This is a genomic window from Deefgea piscis, from assembly GCF_019665785.1.
Lineage (GTDB): Bacteria > Pseudomonadota > Gammaproteobacteria > Burkholderiales > Chitinibacteraceae > Deefgea.
The window spans coordinates 1,233,260-1,256,410 of sequence record NZ_CP081149.1 but is presented as its reverse complement, the minus strand read 5'-3'; the positions used below and the strand labels follow the sequence as shown (position 1 = coordinate 1,256,410).

Annotated in this window: 19 protein-coding genes and 1 pseudogene; 13 read left to right on the top strand and 7 right to left on the bottom strand. The window is 45.1% G+C overall.

The features are described 5' to 3' along the window. Positions 1 to 178: 178 nt before the first annotated feature. Positions 179 to 994, bottom strand: a complete 816-nt coding sequence (locus K4H25_RS05845; protein ID WP_221022421.1) for a flagellin N-terminal helical domain-containing protein — start codon at positions 992 to 994, stop codon at positions 179 to 181. A gap of 116 nt (positions 995 to 1,110) precedes the next feature. Next, on the bottom strand, positions 1,111 to 1,809 hold the full coding sequence (locus tag K4H25_RS05840; RefSeq protein WP_221022420.1) for a YbhB/YbcL family Raf kinase inhibitor-like protein: 699 nt from the start codon (positions 1,807 to 1,809) through the stop codon (positions 1,111 to 1,113). A 234-nt stretch (positions 1,810 to 2,043) separates the two neighbouring features. Here K4H25_RS05840 and K4H25_RS05835 point away from each other — a divergent pair, with 234 nt between their 5' ends. Beyond that, on the top strand, positions 2,044 to 2,649 hold the full coding sequence (locus K4H25_RS05835) for a YitT family protein (RefSeq protein ID WP_221022419.1): 606 nt from the start codon (positions 2,044 to 2,046) through the stop codon (positions 2,647 to 2,649). A 264-nt stretch (positions 2,650 to 2,913) separates the two neighbouring features. Next, positions 2,914 to 3,609, top strand: coding sequence for a restriction endonuclease (locus tag K4H25_RS05830; RefSeq protein ID WP_221022418.1), 696 nt, complete (start codon positions 2,914 to 2,916; stop codon positions 3,607 to 3,609). 93 nt (positions 3,610 to 3,702) lie between these two features. On the opposite strand, the gene panC is transcribed toward K4H25_RS05830, so the two are convergent. The 4 genes from panC to pcnB all read right to left on the bottom strand — a co-directional run bounded on the left by panC (position 3,703) and on the right by pcnB (position 7,482). Then, entirely contained in the window at positions 3,703 to 4,545 is an 843-nt protein-coding gene (gene panC, locus K4H25_RS05825; protein ID WP_221022417.1) for a pantoate--beta-alanine ligase, read from the bottom strand. A gap of 169 nt (positions 4,546 to 4,714) precedes the next feature. After that, positions 4,715 to 5,506: a 3-methyl-2-oxobutanoate hydroxymethyltransferase gene (gene panB / locus K4H25_RS05820; RefSeq protein ID WP_221022416.1), complete on the bottom strand. Its 792-nt coding sequence runs from the start codon at positions 5,504 to 5,506 to the stop codon at positions 4,715 to 4,717. Positions 5,507 to 5,636: 130 nt separating this feature from the next. Continuing rightward, complete coding sequence (folK, locus tag K4H25_RS05815) at positions 5,637 to 6,134, bottom strand: 2-amino-4-hydroxy-6-hydroxymethyldihydropteridine diphosphokinase (RefSeq protein WP_221022415.1); 498 nt, start codon at positions 6,132 to 6,134, stop codon at positions 5,637 to 5,639. Between the two features lie 4 nt (positions 6,135 to 6,138). Further along, a complete protein-coding gene (gene pcnB / locus K4H25_RS05810; RefSeq protein WP_221022414.1) occupies positions 6,139 to 7,482 on the bottom strand; it encodes a polynucleotide adenylyltransferase PcnB in 1,344 nt (447 codons plus the stop codon). 212 nt (positions 7,483 to 7,694) lie between these two features. On the opposite strand from pcnB, the gene K4H25_RS05805 reads away from it, so the two are divergent. The 8 genes and pseudogenes from K4H25_RS05805 (at position 7,695) to K4H25_RS05765 (ending at position 20,446) form a co-directional block, all read left to right on the top strand. Then, a complete protein-coding gene (locus K4H25_RS05805; RefSeq protein WP_221022413.1) occupies positions 7,695 to 8,519 on the top strand; it encodes a PhzF family phenazine biosynthesis protein in 825 nt (274 codons plus the stop codon). 620 nt (positions 8,520 to 9,139) lie between these two features. Beyond that, positions 9,140 to 10,534, top strand: coding sequence for a glutamate decarboxylase (gene gad, locus K4H25_RS05800; protein WP_221022412.1), 1,395 nt, complete (start codon positions 9,140 to 9,142; stop codon positions 10,532 to 10,534). A gap of 130 nt (positions 10,535 to 10,664) precedes the next feature. After that, the gene (locus K4H25_RS05795; protein WP_221022411.1) at positions 10,665 to 11,945 is read left to right on the top strand and encodes a carbohydrate porin; all 1,281 of its coding nucleotides are present in this window, start codon (positions 10,665 to 10,667) and stop codon (positions 11,943 to 11,945) included. A 69-nt stretch (positions 11,946 to 12,014) separates the two neighbouring features. Next, positions 12,015 to 13,558, top strand: a pseudogene (gene gadC, locus K4H25_RS05785) (glutamine/gamma-aminobutyrate antiporter GadC). Between the two features lie 2 nt (positions 13,559 to 13,560). Next, complete coding sequence (gene glsA, locus K4H25_RS05780; RefSeq protein ID WP_221022408.1) at positions 13,561 to 14,493, top strand: glutaminase A; 933 nt, start codon at positions 13,561 to 13,563, stop codon at positions 14,491 to 14,493. Between the two features lie 146 nt (positions 14,494 to 14,639). Continuing rightward, on the top strand, positions 14,640 to 15,848 hold the full coding sequence (locus tag K4H25_RS05775) for an efflux RND transporter periplasmic adaptor subunit (protein WP_221022407.1): 1,209 nt from the start codon (positions 14,640 to 14,642) through the stop codon (positions 15,846 to 15,848). Between the two features lie 12 nt (positions 15,849 to 15,860). Continuing rightward, positions 15,861 to 19,034: an efflux RND transporter permease subunit gene (locus K4H25_RS05770; RefSeq protein WP_221022406.1), complete on the top strand. Its 3,174-nt coding sequence runs from the start codon at positions 15,861 to 15,863 to the stop codon at positions 19,032 to 19,034. Continuing rightward, positions 19,031 to 20,446 (top strand): efflux transporter outer membrane subunit, encoded by a 1,416-nt coding sequence (locus K4H25_RS05765; RefSeq protein ID WP_221022405.1) that lies wholly within the window; start codon positions 19,031 to 19,033, stop codon positions 20,444 to 20,446. Before K4H25_RS05770 ends, K4H25_RS05765 begins: the two co-directional genes overlap by 4 nt. A 48-nt stretch (positions 20,447 to 20,494) precedes the next feature. On the opposite strand, the gene K4H25_RS05760 is transcribed toward K4H25_RS05765, so the two are convergent. Beyond that, a complete protein-coding gene (locus K4H25_RS05760) occupies positions 20,495 to 20,683 on the bottom strand; it encodes a hypothetical protein (protein WP_221022404.1) in 189 nt (62 codons plus the stop codon). 110 nt (positions 20,684 to 20,793) lie between these two features. On the opposite strand from K4H25_RS05760, the gene tnpA reads away from it, so the two are divergent. The 3 genes from tnpA to tnpC all read left to right on the top strand — a co-directional run bounded on the left by tnpA (position 20,794) and on the right by tnpC (position 23,151). Next, complete coding sequence (gene tnpA, locus K4H25_RS05755) at positions 20,794 to 21,126, top strand: IS66 family insertion sequence element accessory protein TnpA (RefSeq protein ID WP_221020870.1); 333 nt, start codon at positions 20,794 to 20,796, stop codon at positions 21,124 to 21,126. Then, complete coding sequence (tnpB, locus tag K4H25_RS05750) at positions 21,123 to 21,464, top strand: IS66 family insertion sequence element accessory protein TnpB (protein ID WP_221020869.1); 342 nt, start codon at positions 21,123 to 21,125, stop codon at positions 21,462 to 21,464. The genes tnpA and tnpB overlap by 4 nt, the downstream gene beginning before the upstream one ends. 94 nt (positions 21,465 to 21,558) lie before the next feature. Continuing rightward, on the top strand, positions 21,559 to 23,151 hold the full coding sequence (tnpC, locus tag K4H25_RS05745) for an IS66 family transposase (RefSeq protein WP_221020868.1): 1,593 nt from the start codon (positions 21,559 to 21,561) through the stop codon (positions 23,149 to 23,151).

Genomic DNA, 23,151 nt, shown 5'->3' with positions numbered 1-23,151 from the left:
TAAAAAGGGCCGATTCAGATCGGCCCTTTTTGTCGTAAGCGATAACAAACTCATTATGACTAAATCTTGCAATCTCATACTCTGTAGTGGCACACTCAACGCTGCAAACTTGATATACAAATATTAAGGTATAGACCCACGACTATTAAAATCTATTACCCGCATTCAAATACCCCAGTTATCGCAACAAACTCAGCACTTGCCCCGCACTCGCCCGCGCCTGAACTTGCATCGCCAAATTCGCGTTATTACGCACCTTATCTTGTGTCCATTGCGATGTTGTTGCTGCGTAATCGGTATCCGCAACACGACTTTTGGCAGCAGATAAATTTAAAGCACTGGTTTGCAAATTTTGAATACCACTATCAATTCGATTTTGAAAAGCGCCAAGTTGCCCCCGCTGCCCAGAAATCAGCTCAGCATCACGATCCAGCAAAGAGAGGCTGCTATTGGCTGCACTAGCGCTTGATAAATCGAGCAATCCGGCGGCACTTGCCAAGCCATTCGTGCCATTTAAGGTTGGATTATTCAAGCTAAGTAAATCATTGGCATTGGGCCCGGCTTGAAAGTTAAATGCGCCACCTTGCAACAGCGCCTGACCATTAAATTGCGCGTTTTTAACAATATCCGCATTACTTTGCGACAATGCATCGGCCTCAGCCTGCATCGCCTGCCGATCACTCACCGATAAAGTACCGTTGCCCGCGGCCACAGTTAACACACGTAGTCGATCCGTATTGTCCGAAATCGAACTCAAGGCCCCATCGGCGGTTTGCGCCAAAGAAATACCATCGTTCAGGTTTCTCACCGCCTGATTACTACCGGCAATTTGTGCCGCAAATTGCGCAATTAAAGCACTACCCGCCGCATCATCTTTAGCGCTATTGATTCGCGAGCCACTCGATAAACTTTGCATGGCCTTTGTTGAAGACGATTGAGATACCGCATCTCGACTTTGCATCCCTAAGGCCATTACATTCGAATTGATCATCATGATCTTCTCCCGCCATTCAATCTGGATACTTTAAGACTATGCTCATTACAAATATAGGCAAACTCTAATATGACTGGCGGCATGCCGCCAGCTTAAAAAAAGCGCTCATTCAAAGACTATTGATGCGCCTTGATATAACTCTCGGATTGATCGGCTTTCGGCGGATGCACAATATAGGCATCATAAACGCCATATAAAGTCCCCTCCCCAATCACCTTACCTTCCATGGCTGTGAGTAACTCATTATAAAAATACCCAGGTTTTAAATTTAAAGGGCGATTCAAAGCAAATACTTTAATGGTGTACTTATGCGCAAAACCCACTGGCACCATCCCGCCATACGCTGCAGCTTGCGCAGCGGGCACATCAAAGCCTTTCATTGACGGCATATTGAGCATCACACCATCAGAATAACTATTCACGCCCTGCACCATATTATTGGCGTGAGAACGACTAGCATTGGCTGGTAACGAGGTCATGGTGGCAGGAACAACCGTCAACCAATGAATCCACGGAAAGCCAATAATGGGGGACGTATCATAATCAACAATCGTGATTGCATAGGCTGCAGTTGATTTTGGCCCTTTGGACCACTGCAATGGAATCGACTCTAAAGGCATTGCACCAAGCTTATCTTTCGATGCTGCACCATATTGAGCATCAATAATGCCATTCTTAATACCAGAAGAAGACAGATTAAGCTGAACGATGGGCAGATAATGTGGTTTTTTATCGACTTTATCTGTGCTAGCCATCACAGGTACAAACAAAGACAGTTGTAAAGCAATAATAGAAATACCTTGAGCGATTTTCATCAATCAGTATCCTTATTTGAATAAAAAAAATTTTCACTTTGAAAGCTCAAAAACCGCATGCTTTCAGCTCATAACCTTAGTTCGCAACAACTTGCAATTCAATTGAATTGCCTCGAATAAAATGATGAAAGTAATTTTCTTTATTATTTCTTAACACCTCATGATGGGATTTCATTACAGCCAACCACACAAAAAGCCGCTATGCTGCAAGCCACCTTTATTTCTTGACTCGCTATGCCACAAAAACACCTATCACACACCTTAATTGACGACTTACAAGGCATGCTCACTGGCGTTGTCTTTGTCGCGCTAGCCATCCAGCTTTTTAAGCATGCCGGACTGATTACAGGGGGTACTACTGGGCTTACCTTTATTTTATTTTATTTGAGCGATATACCCTATGGCCTCATCTTATTTGTGCTGAATGTGCCGTTTTATATTTTTGCTTACAAAGTATTCGGCAAAGAATTCACCCTAAAGACTTTTGCCTGTGTGGCAAGCCTGGCTTTAATTACCGAATGGATGCCGCACTGGGTTAGTTTTGGCAATCTAAACCCTATTTTTGCGGGCTTAATGGGAGGACTCATGGCGGGCGTGGGGATATTAATGTTAATTCGGCATAAAGCCAGCTTAGCTGGGGTAACGGTATTAGCGTTATATCTGCAAAAAACCAAAGGCTGGCGCGCTGGCAATATTCAATTAGTTATCGATTTAGCTATTTTAGCCGTAGGTGCAGCCATTGTAAGTTGGCAACAATTGATTATTTCAATCATTGGCGCTTTTGCACTTAATTTAGTCATTACCAGCAATCATAAAACTGGGCGTTATATGGGAATGTAAGCCAATAACTGAATATTCAAATACGGTTTAAACAGTATGAGTCGAATGCAATTTTGTATTCGACTCGCCCACTCTCCAACAAGTCAGCACATAAAGCCAACAAAAACTTACAAAAAACAAGCAAATATTGATAGATAAAAACACCTGAAGTAATATACCAAAAACCACCGCCCACCCCCATTCGCTATGTCATCACTGAACGCCTTCATTCGTCAGTTAATCCAAATTCGATATACTGCAATATTTTTTATATTCATTCCTACGATGTTTATCGTCGGCTATTTTTTTATTCGCTTATTTCTAGAAGATGCATTCTATTTTAAGACCCTATTGCCACAGCTTCATCTGGCTATTTTTCTTATTATTAGCTTATGCTACTTTTCAATCTTGTTATTTCTTTTTCTTAACAAAGAAGATAAACCCAATCATTTATCTCGACATCGCACTCAAATCAAAGATACCACTACACAATTTAAAAAAATAACCCGCTCTGCAATCAGCCAATTTCTTGAACGCCCAACGTGGAAAATTGGCATAATTCAAAATCTAAATGAACAACAATTTAAGCAATTATGCATTGCCTACTACCAAGTTAAAGGCATAAAATATTCATTATTTACTATGGGTATCAATAATAGTCTTGATATCTTAATTTGGAAAAATGAAGTAATTAGTAAAGTGATTCATTGCAGCACACTACCGATAATTGACCTCGTCGAAATTCGCCATTTTCTTGGTGTTATGGTGCACGAGAGAGCGACTGAAGGTTTGATCTTGCACCGCGGTAATGTCAGTGAGGCAGCTAGTTTATTTGCCAATAGCCATCGAATTCAATTACGCAGTGAGTTTGCATTATTAACACAAATAGAATTACTTTCTGAGAAAAAACAGCGGCGGCTATGGGCCCTATTACGGCGAATTAAAGGCACGGAGCTAAACCCAGAAAGCGCAAAAACCTGATCGCAGCACACATTACAATCAATCGTTCCATCAATTGAATAAAAAAGTCATCGACATATTCGTGTGGATGACTTTTTTTGAATACATCAATATTTAATCGAGATTGACTTCGATATTATCAATCAGTCGTGTATTGCCAATCCGAGCGGCAATTAATATCACCAACTTGTGATCGGTACTTGACGCGGGTTTTAACGTTTCAGCATTGCGTGTATCGACATAATCAATATCATGCCAACCGCGCACGCGCAAATCAGTGACCGCTTGCACCGCGAGTTTGGAATAATCCCGATCCCCCGCTTTAATTGCCGCTTTCATCCGCGATAAATGATGATATAAACGCGGCGCCTCATTGCGCTGATCAGCGCTTAAAAACGCATTGCGTGATGACAAAGCCAAACCATCTTCAGCACGGCCGGTATCAACGGGCAAGATTTGAATATTCATATTCAGATCTTTCACCATGCTCTGAATGACAAATAATTGCTGGAAATCTTTTTTACCAAAACACGCAATATCGGCTTCAACGATATTGAATAATTTAGTCACCACCGTGGCAACGCCACGGAAATGCCCCGGACGGAATGCACCGCACAGCTCTTCAGCAATCGCCGGTGGTGTGACTTGATATTGCTGAATCACATTCGGATAAAGCTCTTTCTCGTCCGGCGCAAAAATCACATCCACGCCGCCTTGCTCGGCAATCAGCGCCGCGTCGTTTTCTAGCGTGCGCGGATAGCGATCAAAGTCTTCGCCTTGACCGAACTGCAAGCGATTCACAAAAATACTAACGACGGTATGTTCCGCTGCAGCTTTTGCAGCATGGATGAGCGACATATGCCCCGCATGCAAGCTGCCCATTGTCGGCACAAAAGCCACCGTGCCCACTGTTTTGCGCCAAGCGCGAAGTTCTGCAATCGTATGGATGATTTTCATGGTGTGTGATGACTGAAATTTGAAGGTAGATAACAACGGCTGGAATACCAAAGCAACGAAACCCGAGCGCGACAGTAAAAACACTAGAGAGACAGAGCAATTGACCAATTAAACGACAACTTAAGCTTTAATTCGGTCGTTTTCGTCCTATTCGTAATCCAGTTCTTAATTAAAAAGAATGCTCTTCGGCGGGGAAAGTTAAGCCCTTCACCGCTTTCACATACGCTTCAACCGCGCCTTGAATACTATGGCTGCCACTCATAAAGTTTTTCACGAAACGAGCTTTCTTACCGGGATAAACGCCGAGCATGTCGTACAGCACCAGCACCTGGCCGTCGACATCAACGCCAGCACCAATACCAATCGTGGGGACAGACAATGATTCGGTAATGGTTTTGGCAACCGACGCTGGCACCATTTCCATCAACACCATACTGGCGCCTGCGGCTTGCAATGCCAACGCATCGCGTAACAGCACTTCAGCTTCTAATTCCGTTTTGCCTTGTACTTTATATCCACCATACACATGCACCGATTGCGGCTGCAAACCAATGTGTGCGCAAACTGGAATACCGCGTTGCACCAAAAATTGAACGGTATCGACCATGACTGCACCGCCTTCAATTTTTACCATTTCAGCACCAGCAGCCATCAATCGTGCGGCGTTTTCATAGGCTTGGGCGTGTGAAATTTGATAACTACCAAAGGGTAGATCAGCCAAAACTAGACCTGTTTGCGTGCCGCGAGCCACCGCCTGTGTGTGGTAATGCATATCATCCATGGTCACCGGCAAGGTTGAGCGATGCCCTTGGATTACATTGCCAAGTGAATCGCCGACCAAAAAAATATCCACGCCTGCGGCATCCAATAGCGTCGCAAAGCTGGCATCGTAGCAAGTCAACATGGCTATTTTTTGGCCATCTTGTTTCATTTTTTGTAATGTAGTCAGAGTCGTCTTCATGGTTCGGTATCCATGCAGTTTAAAAGATCAGCACTTTTGGTGCTGCTGTTGGCGCTGCGATGACGGCAAATGGAGCCGTCCCCGCAAAGTGCACCAATCCTAATGGAGATAGATCAGAAAATCGATACATTTAAGCCGCAAGCGTGGCTTTCTGAGGAATGCGCGTCAATACTTGCTCGGCTACAGTAGCAAGAAAGTGCTTTGCTGGACCGAGTTGTGGAATTTCAATTTCTGGCGCGATTTCAAGCAAAGGTTGCAAAACAAAAGCACGCTGGTGCATCCGTGGATGTGGCACTTGTAAGTTGGCTAAATCGTATTGCGCTTGACCATACAAAATCAAATCCAAATCTAAAGTGCGGGGTGAGTTTTTAAATTCACGAGCACGGCCATTTTGGGTCTCAATTGAGAGTAAAGCCGCCAAGACCTCAAGCGCAGTCAACTCGGTGTCGATTTCGCAAACCGCATTCACAAAATCAGGTTGCTGGGTATAACCCACTGCAGCGCTGCGATAAAAAGACGAGCTGCGTACCAGTGTCATTTTTGGCCAAGCGGCTAAGCTGGCCAATGCTGTATTAAGTTGAGCGATTGGATCGCCCAAATTAGCGCCTAAAGCGACAAAAATTTTCATCGCTTTAGTTTCCAGATTGCTTTAGAGCCGCAGGCTTACGCTGACGACTACGTTTACGGCGCTTGGCAGGTGCATCACCTGATTGACCATTTTTGGCCGCCAAATCAATCATCGCCGTTCGCTCTGTTTCATCACTGACTTGAAATTGCGTCCACCAATCGGCCAAAGATTTTTCCACTAAGCCGCAATCGGCACGCAAGAGTAAGAAATCATACGCCGCTCGAAACCGCGCTTGCTCTAATAGTCGGAACGGGCGCAGACCAACCCGTTGCTCAAATCGCGGCTGCAACAACCAAATTTCTTTCATTGCCGCACTGTAGCGATTGGGAACTGCTAAACGTTTACTGACTTTACTTTCAACCTCATTCATCGCGTCGATCAAGGCGGTGATTTTGGTTTCACCGGCAGCAAGGCGCTTTTGCCAAAGCGCTTCAACTTCGTGCCAGAGTAAAGCGGCAAACAAAAATCCAGCCGAGACTGGCTTATCATCGGCTAAGCGCTGATCGGTGTTTTCAAGTGCTTTTTGTAAAAACTTGGCGGTTTCTGGCTGAGACAGTAGCTTGTCCAATAATGGAAACAAAGGTTGATGTAGACCATGCGCACGCAACGCTTGCATACAATCCCATGCCTTGCCCGACAGCAATAACTTCATCATTTCATCGAATAATCGCGCTGACGGAATATTCTCCAGTAAAGCGGCGTGATCACGTATTGGCTTGCGAGTATCAGGCGCAATCGCCAAACCCAATTTGGCCGATAAGCGTGCGGCACGCAGCATCCGCACTGGATCTTCGTGGTAGCGTTTAACGGGATCACCAATCATCACCAGCTGCTGCTTTTCTAAATCCTCGATGCCGTGATGAAAATCGATGATTTCTTCGGTATTTGGATCGTAATACAAGGCATTAACCGTAAAGTCGCGGCGATCAGCATCTTCAGCAATCGTGCCGTACACATTGTCACGAATAATTCGCCCGCTGGCATCGGTGGGTGATTCTGCACTACCACGGAAGGTCGTAACTTCAATGATTTCTTCACCACCGCGGTCATAAAATGGCACATGCACAATCCGAAAACGGCGGCCAATAATGCGCGAACGGTTAAAGATATGCCGCACCTGCTCCGGCGTAGCGCTAGTTGCAACGTCAAAATCTTTGGGTAACTTGCCGAGCAATAAATCACGCACCGCGCCGCCCACGATATAGGCCTCGTATCCCGCCGCTTGCAGACGATCACAGACTTTCAACGCACCAGAGTGCAGTTGATCACGGCGAATACCATAGTGCTTGGCGTGCACAACACGCCGTCCTGGGCGCCGTAGCACCTTGCCGATAAATTTACGAATCATGGGGTAATTTTGCAGCTGCAAAGAGGCGAAACCCAATATTATACAAGCGCAGAGCTGCATACAGTGGATGATTTATACGCTGCGTGATGATTCCAGAAAAAAAGTGGACTAATCACACTCATTGATCAATCTAAAAAAAACTTAAATTTTGTAGGTATAGCTATGCAGGCTATTTATTTAATTGATTACAAGAATATACCTTAGGAAAAAGAATGAAAAAGATACAATATCAGCTCGTCAATGTTTTTACGACCGAACACTTGTTTTCGGGTAACCCGCTAGCGGTTTTCCCCAACGCGAGCGATATCACAGCAGCAGAAATGGCCGCGCTAGGCCAGCAAATGAACCTTTCTGAAATCACCTTTGTCACACCGAGTGATCAAGCTGACGCTGCGGTGCGTATTTTTACGCCCAGTTATGAAATGCCATTTGCGGGCCACCCCACGCTTGGCACTGCCTTTGTGATCGCTCAAGGCCGTCCACAACTCACGCTGCAAATGAAAGCCGGATTAATCCCCGTGCAAATCGACGGCCATCAAGTCACACTCACCGCCAACCCACCCAGCTATCGCGATGGCCCCGAGCGGGCTGAACTTGCTAGTGCCCTTGGTATTAGCTGTAGTCATATTGTTGAACAGCCGCAATTTGTTAATTGCGGCACAGAACAATTGATTATCCAATTAGATTGCGCTGACAGCGTCGCCGCTTGCCAACCTAACTCGGAACAGTTCATGCAAGTGGCTATCAATTTAGTAGGACGTGCGGGTGCATTGGTCTGGGCTTACGATGGAGAAACAGTCATCGCGCGTTATTTTTGGAATCAAAATGGCGTATCTGCTGAAGATTTTGGCACCGGCTCAGCCTGCGCCAACTTAGGTGGCTATTTGCTCGCACAACATAAACCAACGCCATTTAGCCTTGTCATGGAACAAGGCCACGGTATCCAGCGTATTGCGCGCTTGCAACTGGATGTAGATACCACGATTAAAGTCAGTGGCAAAGTAAGCCCGATCGGCCAAGGTGAGTTTTGGATTTAACTCGCCCTAGCTCTCCCCAATTGCGCTCAGACCGGCCTCGCTGAGCGCAAAAAAGCGTGATGCACTCGCTGAATCAACACCCACCACTCACAAAGCTGACAAAAATACACCAAAACTTACAAAACAAAAACAAACAAATAAGCGCAATGTAAAAAATACCAACCCCAGTCTCATCACTCCCAAAAACCCAAAAAAGATACATCAAGCAATTGTTTTTAAAATAAAAAAACACACCCCACCCTTATACCGACCACCAGCACAACCACTGCGCTTCTTACTAAATATCCATTTTTTTCTGAATAAAACAACAAGCAGTTAATCGTCATTTATTTAGGGTATCAATACAAAACCCTTTAAAAACAATGTTTACATAGATATACCCAAAAAAATAACCACCACATCCACTGACTGAGTGAAAAATAAATAACCAATACCACTTACATATAAAATTTTTAATTCTACGTACAATGAAAGCATCAAAAATAACCATGTAAGCATTCAATTCCACTACGTAGAATTGAATACAGACTTGAATTTCTGATCTATAAATAAGCGCTAAATCCATTTTAACTGACAGTTAGCTAGCCATAAGCTACGACTCATCACCTAGAGGATAAAAAATGCTACATGAAAAAAACGCAGTACGAGGCGATTTACTTGATGAGGTATTTGCCTCTAACGATTTATCGATTGCTTTACCAAAATATAAAATGCCCGCACAAGAGCACGAAGCTCGCCATGTACTTCAAGTAGTTACCGATGAGTTAATGCTTGATGGCAATTCACGACAAAATTTAGCTACATTCTGCCAAACATGGGCAGAGCCTGAAGTCCATCAAATCATGGATATGACGATCGATAAGAATATGATCGATAAAGACGAATATCCACAAACCGCAGAAATAGAGGCTCGCTGTGTTCATATGATCGCGGATCTATGGAACTCTCCCGATGCCAGCAATACCCTGGGCACCTCAACAACCGGCTCCAGCGAAGCGGCGATGCTTGGTGGACTAGCACTTTTATGGCAATGGCGTGCTAGACAAAAAGCGGCAGGCAAACCTTATGACAAACCTAATTTAATCACTGGTCCAGTACAAATTTGTTGGCATAAATTTGTTCGCTACTGGGACATTGAAATCCGTGAAATCCCAATGGATAACGGCCGTATTGTGATGAATGCGGCAGAAGTACTTAAGCGTTGTGATGAAAATACCATCGGTGTGGTTCCCACACTGGGAATTACCTTTACCGGCCAATATGAGCCTGTAAAAGAAATCAGCGATGCTTTAGATCAGTTACAAAAAGATAAGGGCCTGAATATCTCAATGCACATTGACGGTGCTAGTGGTGGTTTCCTTGCCCCATTTACTTATCCAGAGCTCGTTTGGGATTTCCGTTTACCACGAGTGAAATCAATTAATGCATCTGGCCATAAATTTGGTTTAGCACCACTCGGTGTAGGTTGGGTTGTTTGGCGCGACAAAACCGATTTACCCCAAGATTTGATTTTCAATGTGAATTATCTTGGCGGCCAAATGCCAACATTTGCCTTGAATTTCTCTCGTCCAGGCGGACAAATTGTTGCGCAATACTATACGTTATTGCGTCTTGGTAAAGAAGGCTACCGCAAAATTCACCAAGCTTGCTATGACACGGCAATGTTCTTATCCGATGAAATTAGCAAAATGGGGCCATTTGAAATCATTTATAACGGCGACCCAAAAAAAGGGATTCCAGCGCTCACTTGGAAACTTAAAGATGGTGTTGATCATGGCTTTAGTTTATTTGATCTCGCAGATCGTCTGCGCATGCGCGGCTGGTTAGTACCCGCTTATACCTTGCCGGCTCATTTAGAAAACATCCCAGTACAACGCATTTTAGTTCGTCATGGTTTTAGCCGTGATCTCGCTAGCTTATTGCTGAAAGATTATAAAGAAGCCGTTGCGCATCTAAGCAAACATCCTGTTACCGTGCCGCTATCAGAAGAAGAAGCAAGTGGTTTTAAACATTAAATGAAAATTATGATTTAAAGAACCATCAGCAGTTGTTAAGTATGAATTTATTCATCTTGGCACTGCTGATGAATTACTTTGAAATCTAGCCGATTGATTTTGCAGCATCCTTATCAATTAGGGGAAGATTATGCGAACATATCGTAATCATTATGCCATTAAAATTGCGAGTGGAATTGGTGGAATTGCTTTAATTAGTGCGGCTCAAATTGCATCGGCTCAAAATGATGCGTTAAGCAACGAGTCTTCAGATGTTAGCGAAGTGCAAAAAATTAGTCGCATCCAAGATAATATTAATCGTGCAACAGCAAGGCATTATTTATATAAGGATGCAAGTGATTTCTATGGCGAGTATTCAGCATTTAAAATAAAAACGGCAAAAGACGACGGTATATCATGGTCAATGGATCTAAGCTATTTACAGCAATGGGGGCGCCCAAATGGTGGCAGTCCTGCAGGACAATGGCTAGCTACCCCATCTCTAGATTGGACGTTATTTCAAAACGATTCTATTGGTACGGGCTCATTACAATTTGCCTACACTTGGGTTCGATACAGCACGAATCAAAATGGTGCAGACATCCAAAACAATTTAGGATTAGTAACGCCCAATAACGATTTTGGTAGACGACAAAATACATTTTCCCAATTGACTTACACTCAAGCATTACCTAGCAATCAAGCCTTGATTTCTGTAGGGCAATATTCCTTTGCTAATTTTGATGGCAATCAGTATTTAGGGAACCAACAGCAAAACTTTAATAATGATATTTTAAGTCAAAACGGCACATCAACCTATGCCGTTGCTGGTTTGGGCGCATATCTACAAATTAATCCAAGCAAGAGCCTACAATTTGCAACTGGCTTTCAAAGTGCGGACAACATCAGCGGATCTACATTATCAACCAAGCACTTTGGGGATGGGGGCTATTCATGGTTTGCCTATGCTCAATGGACTCCGAAATTTGAAGGCCTTGGCTCCGCTCAATACTCAATGACTTATTACCAAGTGCCTAGCGTTCAATTGCAATCACCCAAGAGTCATGGTTGGTCATTTAATGCGGTGCAAAACTTAAATGATTCATGGGCGATATTTGGCAGGGCGAATCGGGCTACTGGCTATACCACAGCGATCAAAAGCTCTTATGCATTAGGTGCTGCACTCAACAATCCACTTCAACGCAGCCCTACTGATCAAATAGGACTAGCGTTTGGCTATAGCGATCCAGCAAAAAATACATCAAACCAAAATCAATTACGAAATGAAAAATTAATTGAATTGTATTGGAATTGGACTATTGCGAAGGGTTTACTCATTACACCCGATGTGCAATATGTTCATAACCCTGGTGCGGACCCTACTAGAAATAGTGCTTGGACACTTTCATTACGTTCAACACTGATGTTTTAAATTTTCAAATGTAATTCAAAAAAAATTTTGCTTTCTAAGTTCAAATAGAAACAATAATTGGAGAAACCTATGACTACCGCAGCTCCTGCTAAAAGTAGCACCTTACGTAAAGCCACGCTTGGTGTAATGACACTAGCAATTATGAACATCACGGCGGTTGTGAGTCTTCGCGGACTTCCAGCTGAAGCAGAGTATGGATTAACTTCGATTTTTTATTACATCTTTGCTGCAGTTTTCTTTTTGATCCCAGTTTCAATTGTTGCAGCAGAATTAGCAACTGCTTGGCCACAAAAAGGCGGTGTTTTTCGCTGGGTAGGCGAAGCATTCGGCCCTCGCTGGGGCTTTGTTGCTATCTTTTTATTATGGGTTGAATCAACGATTTGGTTCCCAACCGTCCTTACCTTTGCTTGGGTCTCACTCGCTTTTGTTGGGCCGAATCAGAAATGGGATGTGGCCCTATCTGCGAATATGGTTTACACCATCATTGCCGTTTTGGTTGTTTATTGGGGCGCAACATTAGTCACGTTACGTGGCATAAAATCATCCTCAGCCATTAGCAAATGGGGGGGCTGATCGGTACCATCATTCCTGCGGCAATTTTGATTTTATTGGGTGCCATTTACTTAATTGAAGGCCGCCCAATTCATATTGAATTAGGTTGGGACAAGCTGATTCCAGATTTTTCTAAATTTGATAATTTGGTTTTAGCTGCGGGTATTTTTCTTTTTTATGCTGGTATGGAAATGAATGCCATCCACGTTAAAGAAATTGATAACCCAAGTCGAAACTACCCATTAGCGATTTTAATTTCATCATTAGCGACTGTGGCTATTTTTGTGCTCGGAACACTAGCCATTGGCCTCGTCGTACCACAAAGTGAAATTAATTTGACGCAAAGTCTGCTAGTTGCTTACAACGACTTTTTCCACTTTTATGGCATCCCATGGGCAGGTTCTATTGTTGCGTTGGCACTATTTGCCGGTGTTATCGGCGGCGTAACTGTTTGGGTGTCAGGTCCATCAGCTGCCATTGCTGTTGTTGGCCGTGCTGGTTATTTACCTCCATTTTTCCAAAAGCTCAATAAAAATGGCGTGGCATCAAATCTTTTGATCTGCCAAGGCTTAGTCGTTACTTTCTTGGCCGTTATGTTTGTCATTTTGCCATCGGTACAAGCTGCGTATCAAATCTTAAGCCAATTAACTGTAACCCTTTACTTGATTATGTATTTCTTAATGTTTGCTGCCGCAATCCATCTACGCCACACCGAACCAATCACCAAACGTCCATATGTTGTGCCATTTGGCAGTGCTGGTATGTGGATTTTTGCCGGCGCTGGTTTAGTGGGCGCAATGGTCGCATTTATTTTGTCATTCGTACCACCATCACAAATTTCAGTAGGTAGCCCAAGTACCTATATCGGTATTCTGATCGCTGGCAATGTCATTTTTGTCGCAATACCACTGTTAATTTATGCCAACCGTAAACCACATTGGAAAACAACCGAAGGTGCGAGTGACTTTGAAGCATTTGGTTGGGAATTAGAAGGCCGTAATCCAAGTGAAGTTCAAACCAAAGTTGTTGTCTTAGACGAAAATAAAGGAGTGGCACAATGAGCTTGGATCACGCAAAAATAGCCGCAGTAGTTAAAGAGGCTTACGATAAATTTTCACAAGCAGCGGGAGGTGAAAATGCGAGTTACATTCCCTACCTCGCATCAGTACCTTCTTCGCTAGCGGGTGTGACGGTTGTTACCAAAGATGGCAAGGTTTTTGAATGCGGCGATTCAAATTATGAATTTGCTTTAGAGTCGATCTCCAAAGTATTTTCATTGGCACTCGCACTTGAAGACGTTGGTGCTGAGGAAGTACATAACAAAATTGGCGCAGATCCAACAGGTCTACCTTTCAACTCCATAATGGCGCTTGAGTTACATGGTGGAAAACCACTTTCACCACTGGTGAATGCTGGTGCGATGGCGACAGTGAGTTTGATCAAAGCAAGTAACCCTGAAGAGCGTTGGTCTCGTATTTTGGGGATGCAAAGCCAACTAGCAGGACGGCAGATCGCACTTAGCGAAGAAATTAATCGTTCAGAACAAACGACTAACTTCCATAATCGCGCGATTGCTTGGCTGCTTTATTCGGCGGGTGCCATGTATTCAGACCCAATGGAAGCCTGCGATGTCTACACACGACAATGCTCGACTTTAATCTCAGCGAAAGATTTGGCAGTGATGGGCGCTACATTGGCGGCAGGCGGTATCAACCCTTTAAATAATCAAAGGGTACTCAAAACTGAAAATGTTCCTCGTATTTTAGCCGAAATGACAATGGAAGGCCTTTACGATAGTTCTGGAGATTGGGCCTATACCGTTGGATTGCCCGGAAAAAGTGGCGTCGGCGGCGGTATTTTAGCCGTTGCTCCTGGGCAATTAGCCATCGCCGGATTCTCCCCTCCCCTTGATCCAATTGGCAATAGTGTTCGTGGTCAGTTAATGGTTGCTTACATTGCAAAAGAATTAGGTTTAAACCTATATGCCGTCAATTAAATTCAAATAATAAAAAGGCAATGACCTCTTTTAAAAAGAGGTCATGTCTAACAATTTAGTAATACAGAGAAATTTTAAAGTTTTGATAAGAGTGCAATAAACAGTCTAATTAAAGCTGCTTCACTCAATATATATCGGAGAGAAATATGAACTGCATGACTCAGCGCAACACTCATGCAAGATGGTATAGCAGCTTTTTTATTGCAACCCTCATTACTTTAACTGGCTGTGACAACAAATCTGAGAAACCAAATATCCCAGTAACCACAGTAACTGCAATCACGATTGCGCCTCAAGATATACCGGTTGACTTTCCTTTTGTGGCACGTGTCGAAAGCTCGCAAAATGTTGACATTCACGCTCGAGTCTCTGGTTACCTTGATAGTAAAAATTATACCGAGGGTGGCAAAGTCAGCAAAAATCAAGTTTTATTTAAACTTGATCAACGACCATTTCAAGCGGCATTAGATGCAGCTCGAGCTCAGCTGGCCAATAATCAAGCCGCTCTAAATACAGCACAACTAACTTTAAACCGATATAACGAATTAACCCCACGCGGCGCAGCCTCCCAGGCGGATCTTGATAACGCCATAGGCACTTTTCAGCAAGCCAAAGCAAGTGTAAGCCAAGCAAAAGCCAATGTGACACAAGCCGAATTAAATTTAAGCTACACCGTGATTACTTCGCCAGTTGATGGCATCAGCGGCATGGCAATCCCTTCAGTTGGCACTTATATCGATGCTAGCAATAGCAAAATGACCACCGTCGCCACTCTCTCGCCAATGTGGATTAATTTTAGCGTTTCCGAGAATCAACGCCAAAGCCAAACAGAAGCGATTAAAAAAGGTTTGCTACGTGCACCTGCAAACGGAATATATGAAGCAGAAATATTACTTGGAAACAATCAAGTGTATGCGCAAAGAGGCAAGCTCACTTTTGCATCGCCTTTTTATAATAGTAATACTGGTACTTTCATGGTCAGAGCCTCAGTAGACAACCCAAATGGCGCCTTATTACCCAATCAATATGTCAATGTAGTCTTAAAAGGTGCAGTGCGTCCAAACGCCATTTTGTTACCGCAACGAGCAGTACAGCAAGGCGCAGGAACCAATTATGTTTGGGTTGTCGGTAAAAATTCACAAGCGGAATATCGCCCAGTTACAACCGGACAATGGCGAGGATTAGGCTGGTTTGTCAATAGTGGTTTAAATGCTGGCGAACAAGTCATCGTTGATGGCGTGACCACCTTGCGCCCAGAAGCACCACTCAAAGTGACTCCGTTAAGTGCAGCAGAAATGAATAAATCCCTTGGTCTAACTCAGACTAACGACGCCCCTTCTGCGGCAAAAAAATAAACGAGGCCGACTATGTTTTCTCGATTTTTTATTGAACGGCCAATTTTTGCCGCAGTCATTTCCATTGTCATTTCAATTGTGGGTGCGTTGGCGCTATATAGCCTGCCAGTCGAGCAATATCCGGTTATTGCTCCAGTTCAAATACAAATCACCGCCAATTATCCCGGTGCAGATGCACAAACTGTTGCACAAACTGTCGCCGCTCCTATCGAGCAACAAATTATTGGGGTTGATAATTTACTGTATATGAAATCAAGCAGCTCTTCGAGCGGCACCATTACCATTACGGCTTACTTTAATCTAGAAACAGACCCGGATATCGCTCAAGTTCAAGTACAAAATCGAGTAGATCGGGCATTACCGCAATTACCAGCCATTGTTTCTCAAAATGGAGTCTCTGTAGAAAAACAATCATCGAGTATTTTAATGGTGATTGCTGTTTATGATAAATCGGGGAAAATGTCTTCAGCCCAGCTCGATAATTACACCAACATCAATATTATGGATGCAATTAAACGAGTTCCTGGCGCTGGACAAGCCACTTTATTTGGCTCGCCAGACCAAGCAATTCGTGTTTGGTTAAACCCTCGCAATATGGCCTCTTTAGGCGTAACAACCAGTGATATTAAATCTGCTATTGCCAGTCAAAATGCACTGGTTGGTGCAGGACAAATAGGACAAGCGCCCAATGAAGGTCAGGTTGAAATGACCTTCCCTGTCGTGACCGATGGTGCTTTTTCCGACCCGAGCATTTACGAAAATATGATTATTAAAGCGTCCCAAAATGGCAATGCGATTGTTCATTTAAAAGACGTAGCAAAAGTCGAATTTGGCCGACAATATTATTCAGGTGAAAATGTATTTAACAATCGCCCAACTTCTGCGATTGGTGTTTATCTGCAAGCAGGAGCAAATAGTATCGATGTTTCGAACGCCATTCGGAAGACACTCAGTACCGCCAAAGCTGATTTTCCAAGTGGTTTAGATTACACCATTGCATTAGATACAACTGATTTTGTACGTGACTCGATTAAAGAAGTTGTTATTACATTATTAGAAGCACTAGTGCTCGTTATTTTTGTGATGTACTTATTTTTGCAAAACCTTCGAGCCACTGTCATTGCTACGATTGCAATTATTGTTTCCCTGCTAGGAGCATTTATTGGCTTAGCGGCAATGGGGTTTTCAGTTAATTTATTAACATTGTTTGGTTTGGTACTCGCAATTGGTTTAGTGGTCGATGATGCGATCGTCGTTATTGAGCACGTAGAACACACCATGCATGAACACCCTGAAATGTCAGTAAAAGACGCCGCAATTCTTTCAATGGACGAGGTTTCTGGGGCGGTTTTAAGTATGACGCTCGTTCTTTCAGCCGTTTTCATCCCAGCACTGTTTGTATCAGGCACTACAGGTCAGCTCTACAAACAATTTGCCACGACCATTGCAAGTGGCGTATTGATATCGGGTGTAACCGCACTCACACTCACACCAACACTTTGTGCCATCTTGCTCAAACGCACCTCTCCACCAACTAAAGGCTTTTTTGCTTGGTTTAATAATTGGTTTGCTCGACTTACAAAATCATATGGTGTTATTTCACATACGATTATTCGTCGCTCTGCGCTTTCTGTTTTGCTTTTAGCCGTTATGGTGATCGGCTTGTGGCAGCTATTCAGAATTGTACCAACCAGCTTTGTGCCGCAAGAAGATCAAGGCTATATGCTTGCGGCTTTAATGATGCCTGAAGCAGCCAGTTTACAAAGGACCATTAGCGCTGGCGAACAACTCAATAAAATCATTCGCGACAATCCTGCCGTCAGCTACAACACCATGATTAATGGTTTTAGTATGCTCGACGGGCAAGTTAAAACCAATGCAGCAACTGCATTTATTGGTTTAAAACCATTTGATGAAAGAAAATCGGCATCAGAATCTGTTTTTGCCGTTACCCAACAAATCGCTAAAGAAACCAGGGGTATGACCAGCGGAGCTGTTATTCCATTAGTTCCTCCTCCTATACCAGGTATCGGTACGTCTGGTGGCTTTGAGATTTGGTTGCAAAATAAAGGCACAGATACACCAGAACAAATGCAGCAAGTGCTACAAAAATTTGTTGCTGCTGCCAGTAAACGACCTGAATTAGGTGGGCTCACCAGTACCTTTAATGCCAACAGTCAACAATTGAAAGTAACGATTAATCGTGAGCAAAGCAATCTGATCGGCGTTCCCATTTCTGACGTTCTATCAGCCCTACAAGCCCAATTTGGTTCTTTAAGGGTGAGTCAATTTAATCAGTACAGCCGCGTTTGGGATGTCACCATGCAAGCTGAGGCACGTTACCGGCAAAAACCAGAAGACATTGACCAAATCTATACCCGTTCACAAAGTGGCGACATGGTGCCTTTATCTGCTGTTGTGAATATGAGCTTTGTTAATGGCCCAACGATTATGTCGCACTTTAACGGATTTCCGGCGGTCAACATTATTGGCTCGCCCAACCCAGGTTACAGCTCAGGCCAAGCAATATCAGCCTTAAAAGAAGTCGCTGCAGCAACATTGCCAAGCAGTTACAGCTACGCATGGGCGGGCTTATCCTATTCAGAAACGACTTCGGGTAATGATTCGATTTATATTTTCTTACTTGGCATTTTAATGGTCTTTCTGATCTTAGCCGCGCTATTTGAATCATGGTCACTCCCTGCCGCCGTCATCTGTGCCGTGCCATTTGGTTTACTCGGCGCTTTAATGTTTACTTGGCTACGTGGGCTAGATAATGATGTTTATATGCAAATTGGCTTATTGGTTTTAGTGGGTTTAGCGGCTAAAAATGCCATTTTGATCGTTGAATTTGCCATCAAGCAGCATCAAGCTGGTCATAGTTTGCTCGAATCAGCAGTTGAAGCGGGTGAGTTACGTTTACGCGCCATTATCATGACTTCGCTTGCATTTATGTTAGGCACATTACCTTTGGCGCTCGCATCAGGCAGCGGCGCCAATGCACGCCACTCGATTGGCACCGGCATTATTGGTGGGATGGTGTTACTTTCTTCACTGGCATTAATTTATGTGCCTTTGTTTTATTATCACTTTGAAAGTTGGCGTGAAAAAAACAAAAATAAATCAGCTCAGGCAGCAACAGAGCCAAAATCTGATGCAAGTCCTACTGAGGAGCTGCAACAATGAAATATTTAACTCCTTTACTTGGTATCACTTTGCTTTCTGCCTGTGCTGTTGGCCCAGATTACCAACGGCCTGCTGTAGATATCCCAGCCAGCTTTCAATATGCAGCAAATAAAGTGCAGCAAGATGCACTAGATACTGAATGGTGGCGGCAATTTAATGACCCCGTACTTGACCAATATGTACAAGAAGCAGTGCAACACAACCGAAATCTGGCTATTGCGCTCGCCAATATCAATGCTGCGGCAGGGCAACTCACCGTTGCTCGCTCGGCCCTTTACCCATCTATTGGCTATCAAGCTGGTGCCACGCGTGGCTTATCTAGCGGCGAGCGTCTAGCTGGTAGCCAGCGAGTTAGCAATAGCTACCAAGTGGCTGCGAATGTGAACTGGGAAATCGATCTATGGGGCGGTTTACGCCGACAAAGTGAATCGGCTAACGCGCAATTGGAAGCGAGTAAACAAGCGCGGCGAGGTGTATTACTCAGCGTGGCTGGAGCAACAGTACAAACGTATTTACAATTACGTGGCCTAGACCAACAACTGAACATCGCCAAAGATACGGTCAATAGTTATCAACGAACCGTTGAATTATTTGAACTGCAATTCAAATACGGCGTTATTGCTCGAATTACACTCGAGCAAGTCAAAAGCCAATATCAAGAAGCACAATCGAATATTCCACCGATAGAAAAAGCCATTGTCAGTACCGAGAATGCACTCTCTATTTTAATGGGTCGTAATCCAGGGCCAATTACCCGAGGTAAAGCACTTGATGCCTTAACAACGCCTGTGATTCCTAGCGCCTTACCTTCTAGCTTATTAAGTAATCGTCCTGATATCTTAGAAGCAGAAAGACAGCTTGAAGCTGCTAATGCGCAAATTGGCGTGGCCCGTGCACAGTATTTCCCGCAAATATCGCTAACCAGTTTAGCTGGCGGCGTTAGCGAGCAATTGAGTAATTTACTCAAAGCCGGTAGCTCGATTTGGAGTTTAGCCGCACAAGCCAGTGGTAGCGTATTTTCAGGCGGGTCAACACAAGGACAAGTAAAAAGCGCGGAGGCACAAACTCAAGCGGCAGAGCAGCGATACCTACAAACGATACAACAGTCTTTTGCTGATGTAGAGAATGCGTTATCGAGCTACCAAGCAGATGGAAAAACCCTAAAATCGCTAACGCAACTGGTCAATACCAATCTGGAATATTCAACGCTGGCATCACTGCAATACAACGGCGGTTTGGCTCCTTATTTAACCGTTCTCGATGCACAGCGCCAAGCTTATTCAGCTCAGCAATCGGCGACATCTGCACGAGTAGCCTACCTGAGTAGTGCCGCCAATTTATATCTCAGCCTAGGTGGCGATTGGATTAATCAACTCGATCAGCAATCAAGCAATAAACCCTCTCAACATTAAAAACCAGCTGCTGTGTTGCTTTATACATAAAACAACACAGCAGTTTAGTTACACCTTAAACTGCCCAACGACCCGATTGAGTTGAATTGCTACTTGCTCCACTTGGCTCGCATTTTCTGCCGTTTGTGCGATCGCGCTACTGGTTTTCTCCACCATTTGTGAAATATCCTCAACACGCATCGCAATACTATTACTGGCCAAACTTTGCTCACGCGTTGCCGAAGCAACCTCATGCAAGTGCGTGAGCGTCGCTTCTGCGCCCTCTTGAATTGTAAGGGCTTAGCCGTTCCACCTCAATTATCGTTTTAATTCAGGCATGCTGCGCTTTTGATTTTTGGGAGCGCAGCATGGGACGGTGGATTGATGCTTTGCAATGGGTGCAACGTTGGCAGGCTAGCGGTTTAACTCAAGCCGAGTTTGTCCGAGTGCACCAGCTTAAACGCACTACTTTTTCCAGTTGGCTGCGCCGTAGCCGCCTCGAATCTGCCGACGCATCTTCAGCTGCAATCACCGAACCGCAGATCGCCCCGAAACCATCGGCGTCAAGCATCGTGCCCGCACAATGGCCCGCACCCGTTGCGGCGCAGTTGCAGTTGAATTTCCCCTCCGGCGTGACCCTGACTTTGCCAGCGGCGACCGATCCGGCTTGGGTCGCAGCTTTATTGCGCGCTTTGACATGATGCCGCCACTCACTTCGCTGCAATTGGTCGTCGAACCGGTCGATATGCGCCTTGGTATCGAGGGTTTGTCGGCCAAGATTCATGCCCGTTTGCAGCGTTCCCCCATCGAAGGTGTGGCGTATGCGTTTCGCAATCAGCGCAGTAATCGCTTGAAGGTGTTGCTGTGGGATCGCACCGGTGTGTGGTTGGCACAGCGGCGTTTGCATCAAGGTCGGTTTGTTTGGCCGCAAGCGGGCGATGTGATCTTTACGCTGGATGCGGCGCAGTGGCAATGGTTGGTGAGTGGGGTCGATTGGCAACGACTCGCGCCGCCACCGCTACCAGAATACGCCTACTAATTCACGATGAGGATGGATAAAATAGTTGTCGCAGTATTGCGCTATACAGCATGTAATATATAATTCTTATGGCAATACCCTGTAAAATCAACACATGGATCTCGCTCAAGAACTCGCCAATTTAGACCTACCCGCCGCAGTCCGCGCGGCGATTTTGGCGCAGTCGGTACTCCTTGCTCAGCATACTGAATTAGTCACTCAGCAAGATCAACAACTCAAACAATACGTCTCCGACATCCAAAATAAAACGCAAACCATCGAAGCGCTAACGATGGAATTGGCCTATCTGCGCCGCATGCGTTATGGCGCTAAGACCGAAGTGATGAATCGCGAGCAGCGAGATTTGTTTGAAGAAGCCCTCGATGCCGATATGGCGGCGCTGGAAGCCAAACTCGCCGCCGAGCAAGCCAACAACACCCCCGAGGTCAGCGATAAAAAGCCGCGCATTCGTGCAGGTCGCCAAGCCTTACCGGCGCATTTGCCGCGTACCGATATGGTTCACGAGCCTGAATCATGCAGTTGCGGCCAATGTGGTCAGGGTTTAGTTAAAGTCGGCGAAGACATTAGCGAGCAACTGCATGTGCAACCGGCGGTGTTTAGCGTGTTGCGCCACATTCGCCCGCAATACGCTTGCCGCAGCTGTCAAACGATGAGCGCCGCGCCGATTCCGCCGGCGATCATCAATGGCGGTTTACCCACTGCGGCCACTTTGGCGTGGGTGATGGTCAGCAAATACATTGATCATTTACCGCTGTATCGGCTACGGCAAATCGCCGAACGCAGCGGCGTGCCGTTAGCAGAAAGCACGCTGGCCAGTTGGGTCGGCACAGTCGGCTGGTGGTTGCAGCCGTTGGCGGATCGATTGCGTGAACGATTGAAAGGCGAAACGGTGCTGCATGCCGATGAAACGCCAGTCAAACAGCTTGATCCGGGCAAAGGCAAAACCAAAACCGCGTATTTATGGGGGTATCGCAACACGCCTTTGAGTGGCAGTGCGCCGATCATTTTGTTCGACTACCAAGGCGGTCGCTCGGGTCAACACGTCCGCGATTTCTTGGCCGATTGGCAAGGTCAATTGATGGTCGATGACTATGGCGGCTACAAAGCGCTGTTCAAAACCGGCGTGATTGAGCTGGGCTGCTGGGCGCACGCACGGCGCAAATTCTTCGAATTGCATCAAGCCAACGGCAGCCCGATTGCCGCAGAGGCGCTGCGCCGTATTGGCGAACTGTATGCACTAGAAGCGCAGGCCAAAGATTTAAACCCCGAACAACGCCGAGCGCTACGGCAGCAACAAGCGCAACCTAAACTGCTCGAATTCAAAATTTGGCTGGATGAAACCGGTAGCAAAGTTGCGCCCAATAGCGCACTCGCTAAAGCGATCATTTACAGCCAACGGCGTTGGACGGCGCTTGAACGCTACGCCCAAAGCGGCATTGCGCCAATCGATAACAATCCGGTCGAAAACAGCATTCGGCCGATTGCGATTGGCAAAAAGAACTGGTTATTTGCGGGGAGCGAGCGCGCCGGTCAACGCGCTGCCGCAATTCAAACGCTACTGGGCACCGCCAAACTCAACGACCTAGACCCGATGGCCTGGCTCACCGACACCCTAGAAAAGCTCCCCACTTGGCCGAACAGCCGCATCGACGAATTATTACCGCTAAGAGCGCTAGCAGAAACTTAA

Coding starts and splice junctions, on each gene's coding strand:
- K4H25_RS05845 (WP_221022421.1), bottom strand. CDS start 994: ATGATGATCAATTCGAATGTAATGGCCTTAGGGATGCAAAGTCGAGAT.
- K4H25_RS05840 (WP_221022420.1), bottom strand. CDS start 1,809: ATGAAAATCGCTCAAGGTATTTCTATTATTGCTTTACAACTGTCTTTG.
- K4H25_RS05835 (WP_221022419.1), top strand. CDS start 2,044: ATGCCACAAAAACACCTATCACACACCTTAATTGACGACTTACAAGGC.
- K4H25_RS05830 (WP_221022418.1), top strand. CDS start 2,914: ATGTTTATCGTCGGCTATTTTTTTATTCGCTTATTTCTAGAAGATGCA.
- panC (WP_221022417.1), bottom strand. CDS start 4,545: ATGAAAATCATCCATACGATTGCAGAACTTCGCGCTTGGCGCAAAACA.
- panB (WP_221022416.1), bottom strand. CDS start 5,506: ATGAAGACGACTCTGACTACATTACAAAAAATGAAACAAGATGGCCAA.
- folK (WP_221022415.1), bottom strand. CDS start 6,134: ATGAAAATTTTTGTCGCTTTAGGCGCTAATTTGGGCGATCCAATCGCT.
- pcnB (WP_221022414.1), bottom strand. CDS start 7,482: ATGATTCGTAAATTTATCGGCAAGGTGCTACGGCGCCCAGGACGGCGT.
- K4H25_RS05805 (WP_221022413.1), top strand. CDS start 7,695: ATGAAAAAGATACAATATCAGCTCGTCAATGTTTTTACGACCGAACAC.
- gad (WP_221022412.1), top strand. CDS start 9,140: ATGCTACATGAAAAAAACGCAGTACGAGGCGATTTACTTGATGAGGTA.
- K4H25_RS05795 (WP_221022411.1), top strand. CDS start 10,665: ATGCGAACATATCGTAATCATTATGCCATTAAAATTGCGAGTGGAATT.
- K4H25_RS05775 (WP_221022407.1), top strand. CDS start 14,640: ATGAACTGCATGACTCAGCGCAACACTCATGCAAGATGGTATAGCAGC.
- K4H25_RS05770 (WP_221022406.1), top strand. CDS start 15,861: ATGTTTTCTCGATTTTTTATTGAACGGCCAATTTTTGCCGCAGTCATT.
- K4H25_RS05765 (WP_221022405.1), top strand. CDS start 19,031: ATGAAATATTTAACTCCTTTACTTGGTATCACTTTGCTTTCTGCCTGT.
- tnpA (WP_221020870.1), top strand. CDS start 20,794: ATGGGACGGTGGATTGATGCTTTGCAATGGGTGCAACGTTGGCAGGCT.
- tnpB (WP_221020869.1), top strand. CDS start 21,123: ATGATGCCGCCACTCACTTCGCTGCAATTGGTCGTCGAACCGGTCGAT.
- tnpC (WP_221020868.1), top strand. CDS start 21,559: ATGGATCTCGCTCAAGAACTCGCCAATTTAGACCTACCCGCCGCAGTC.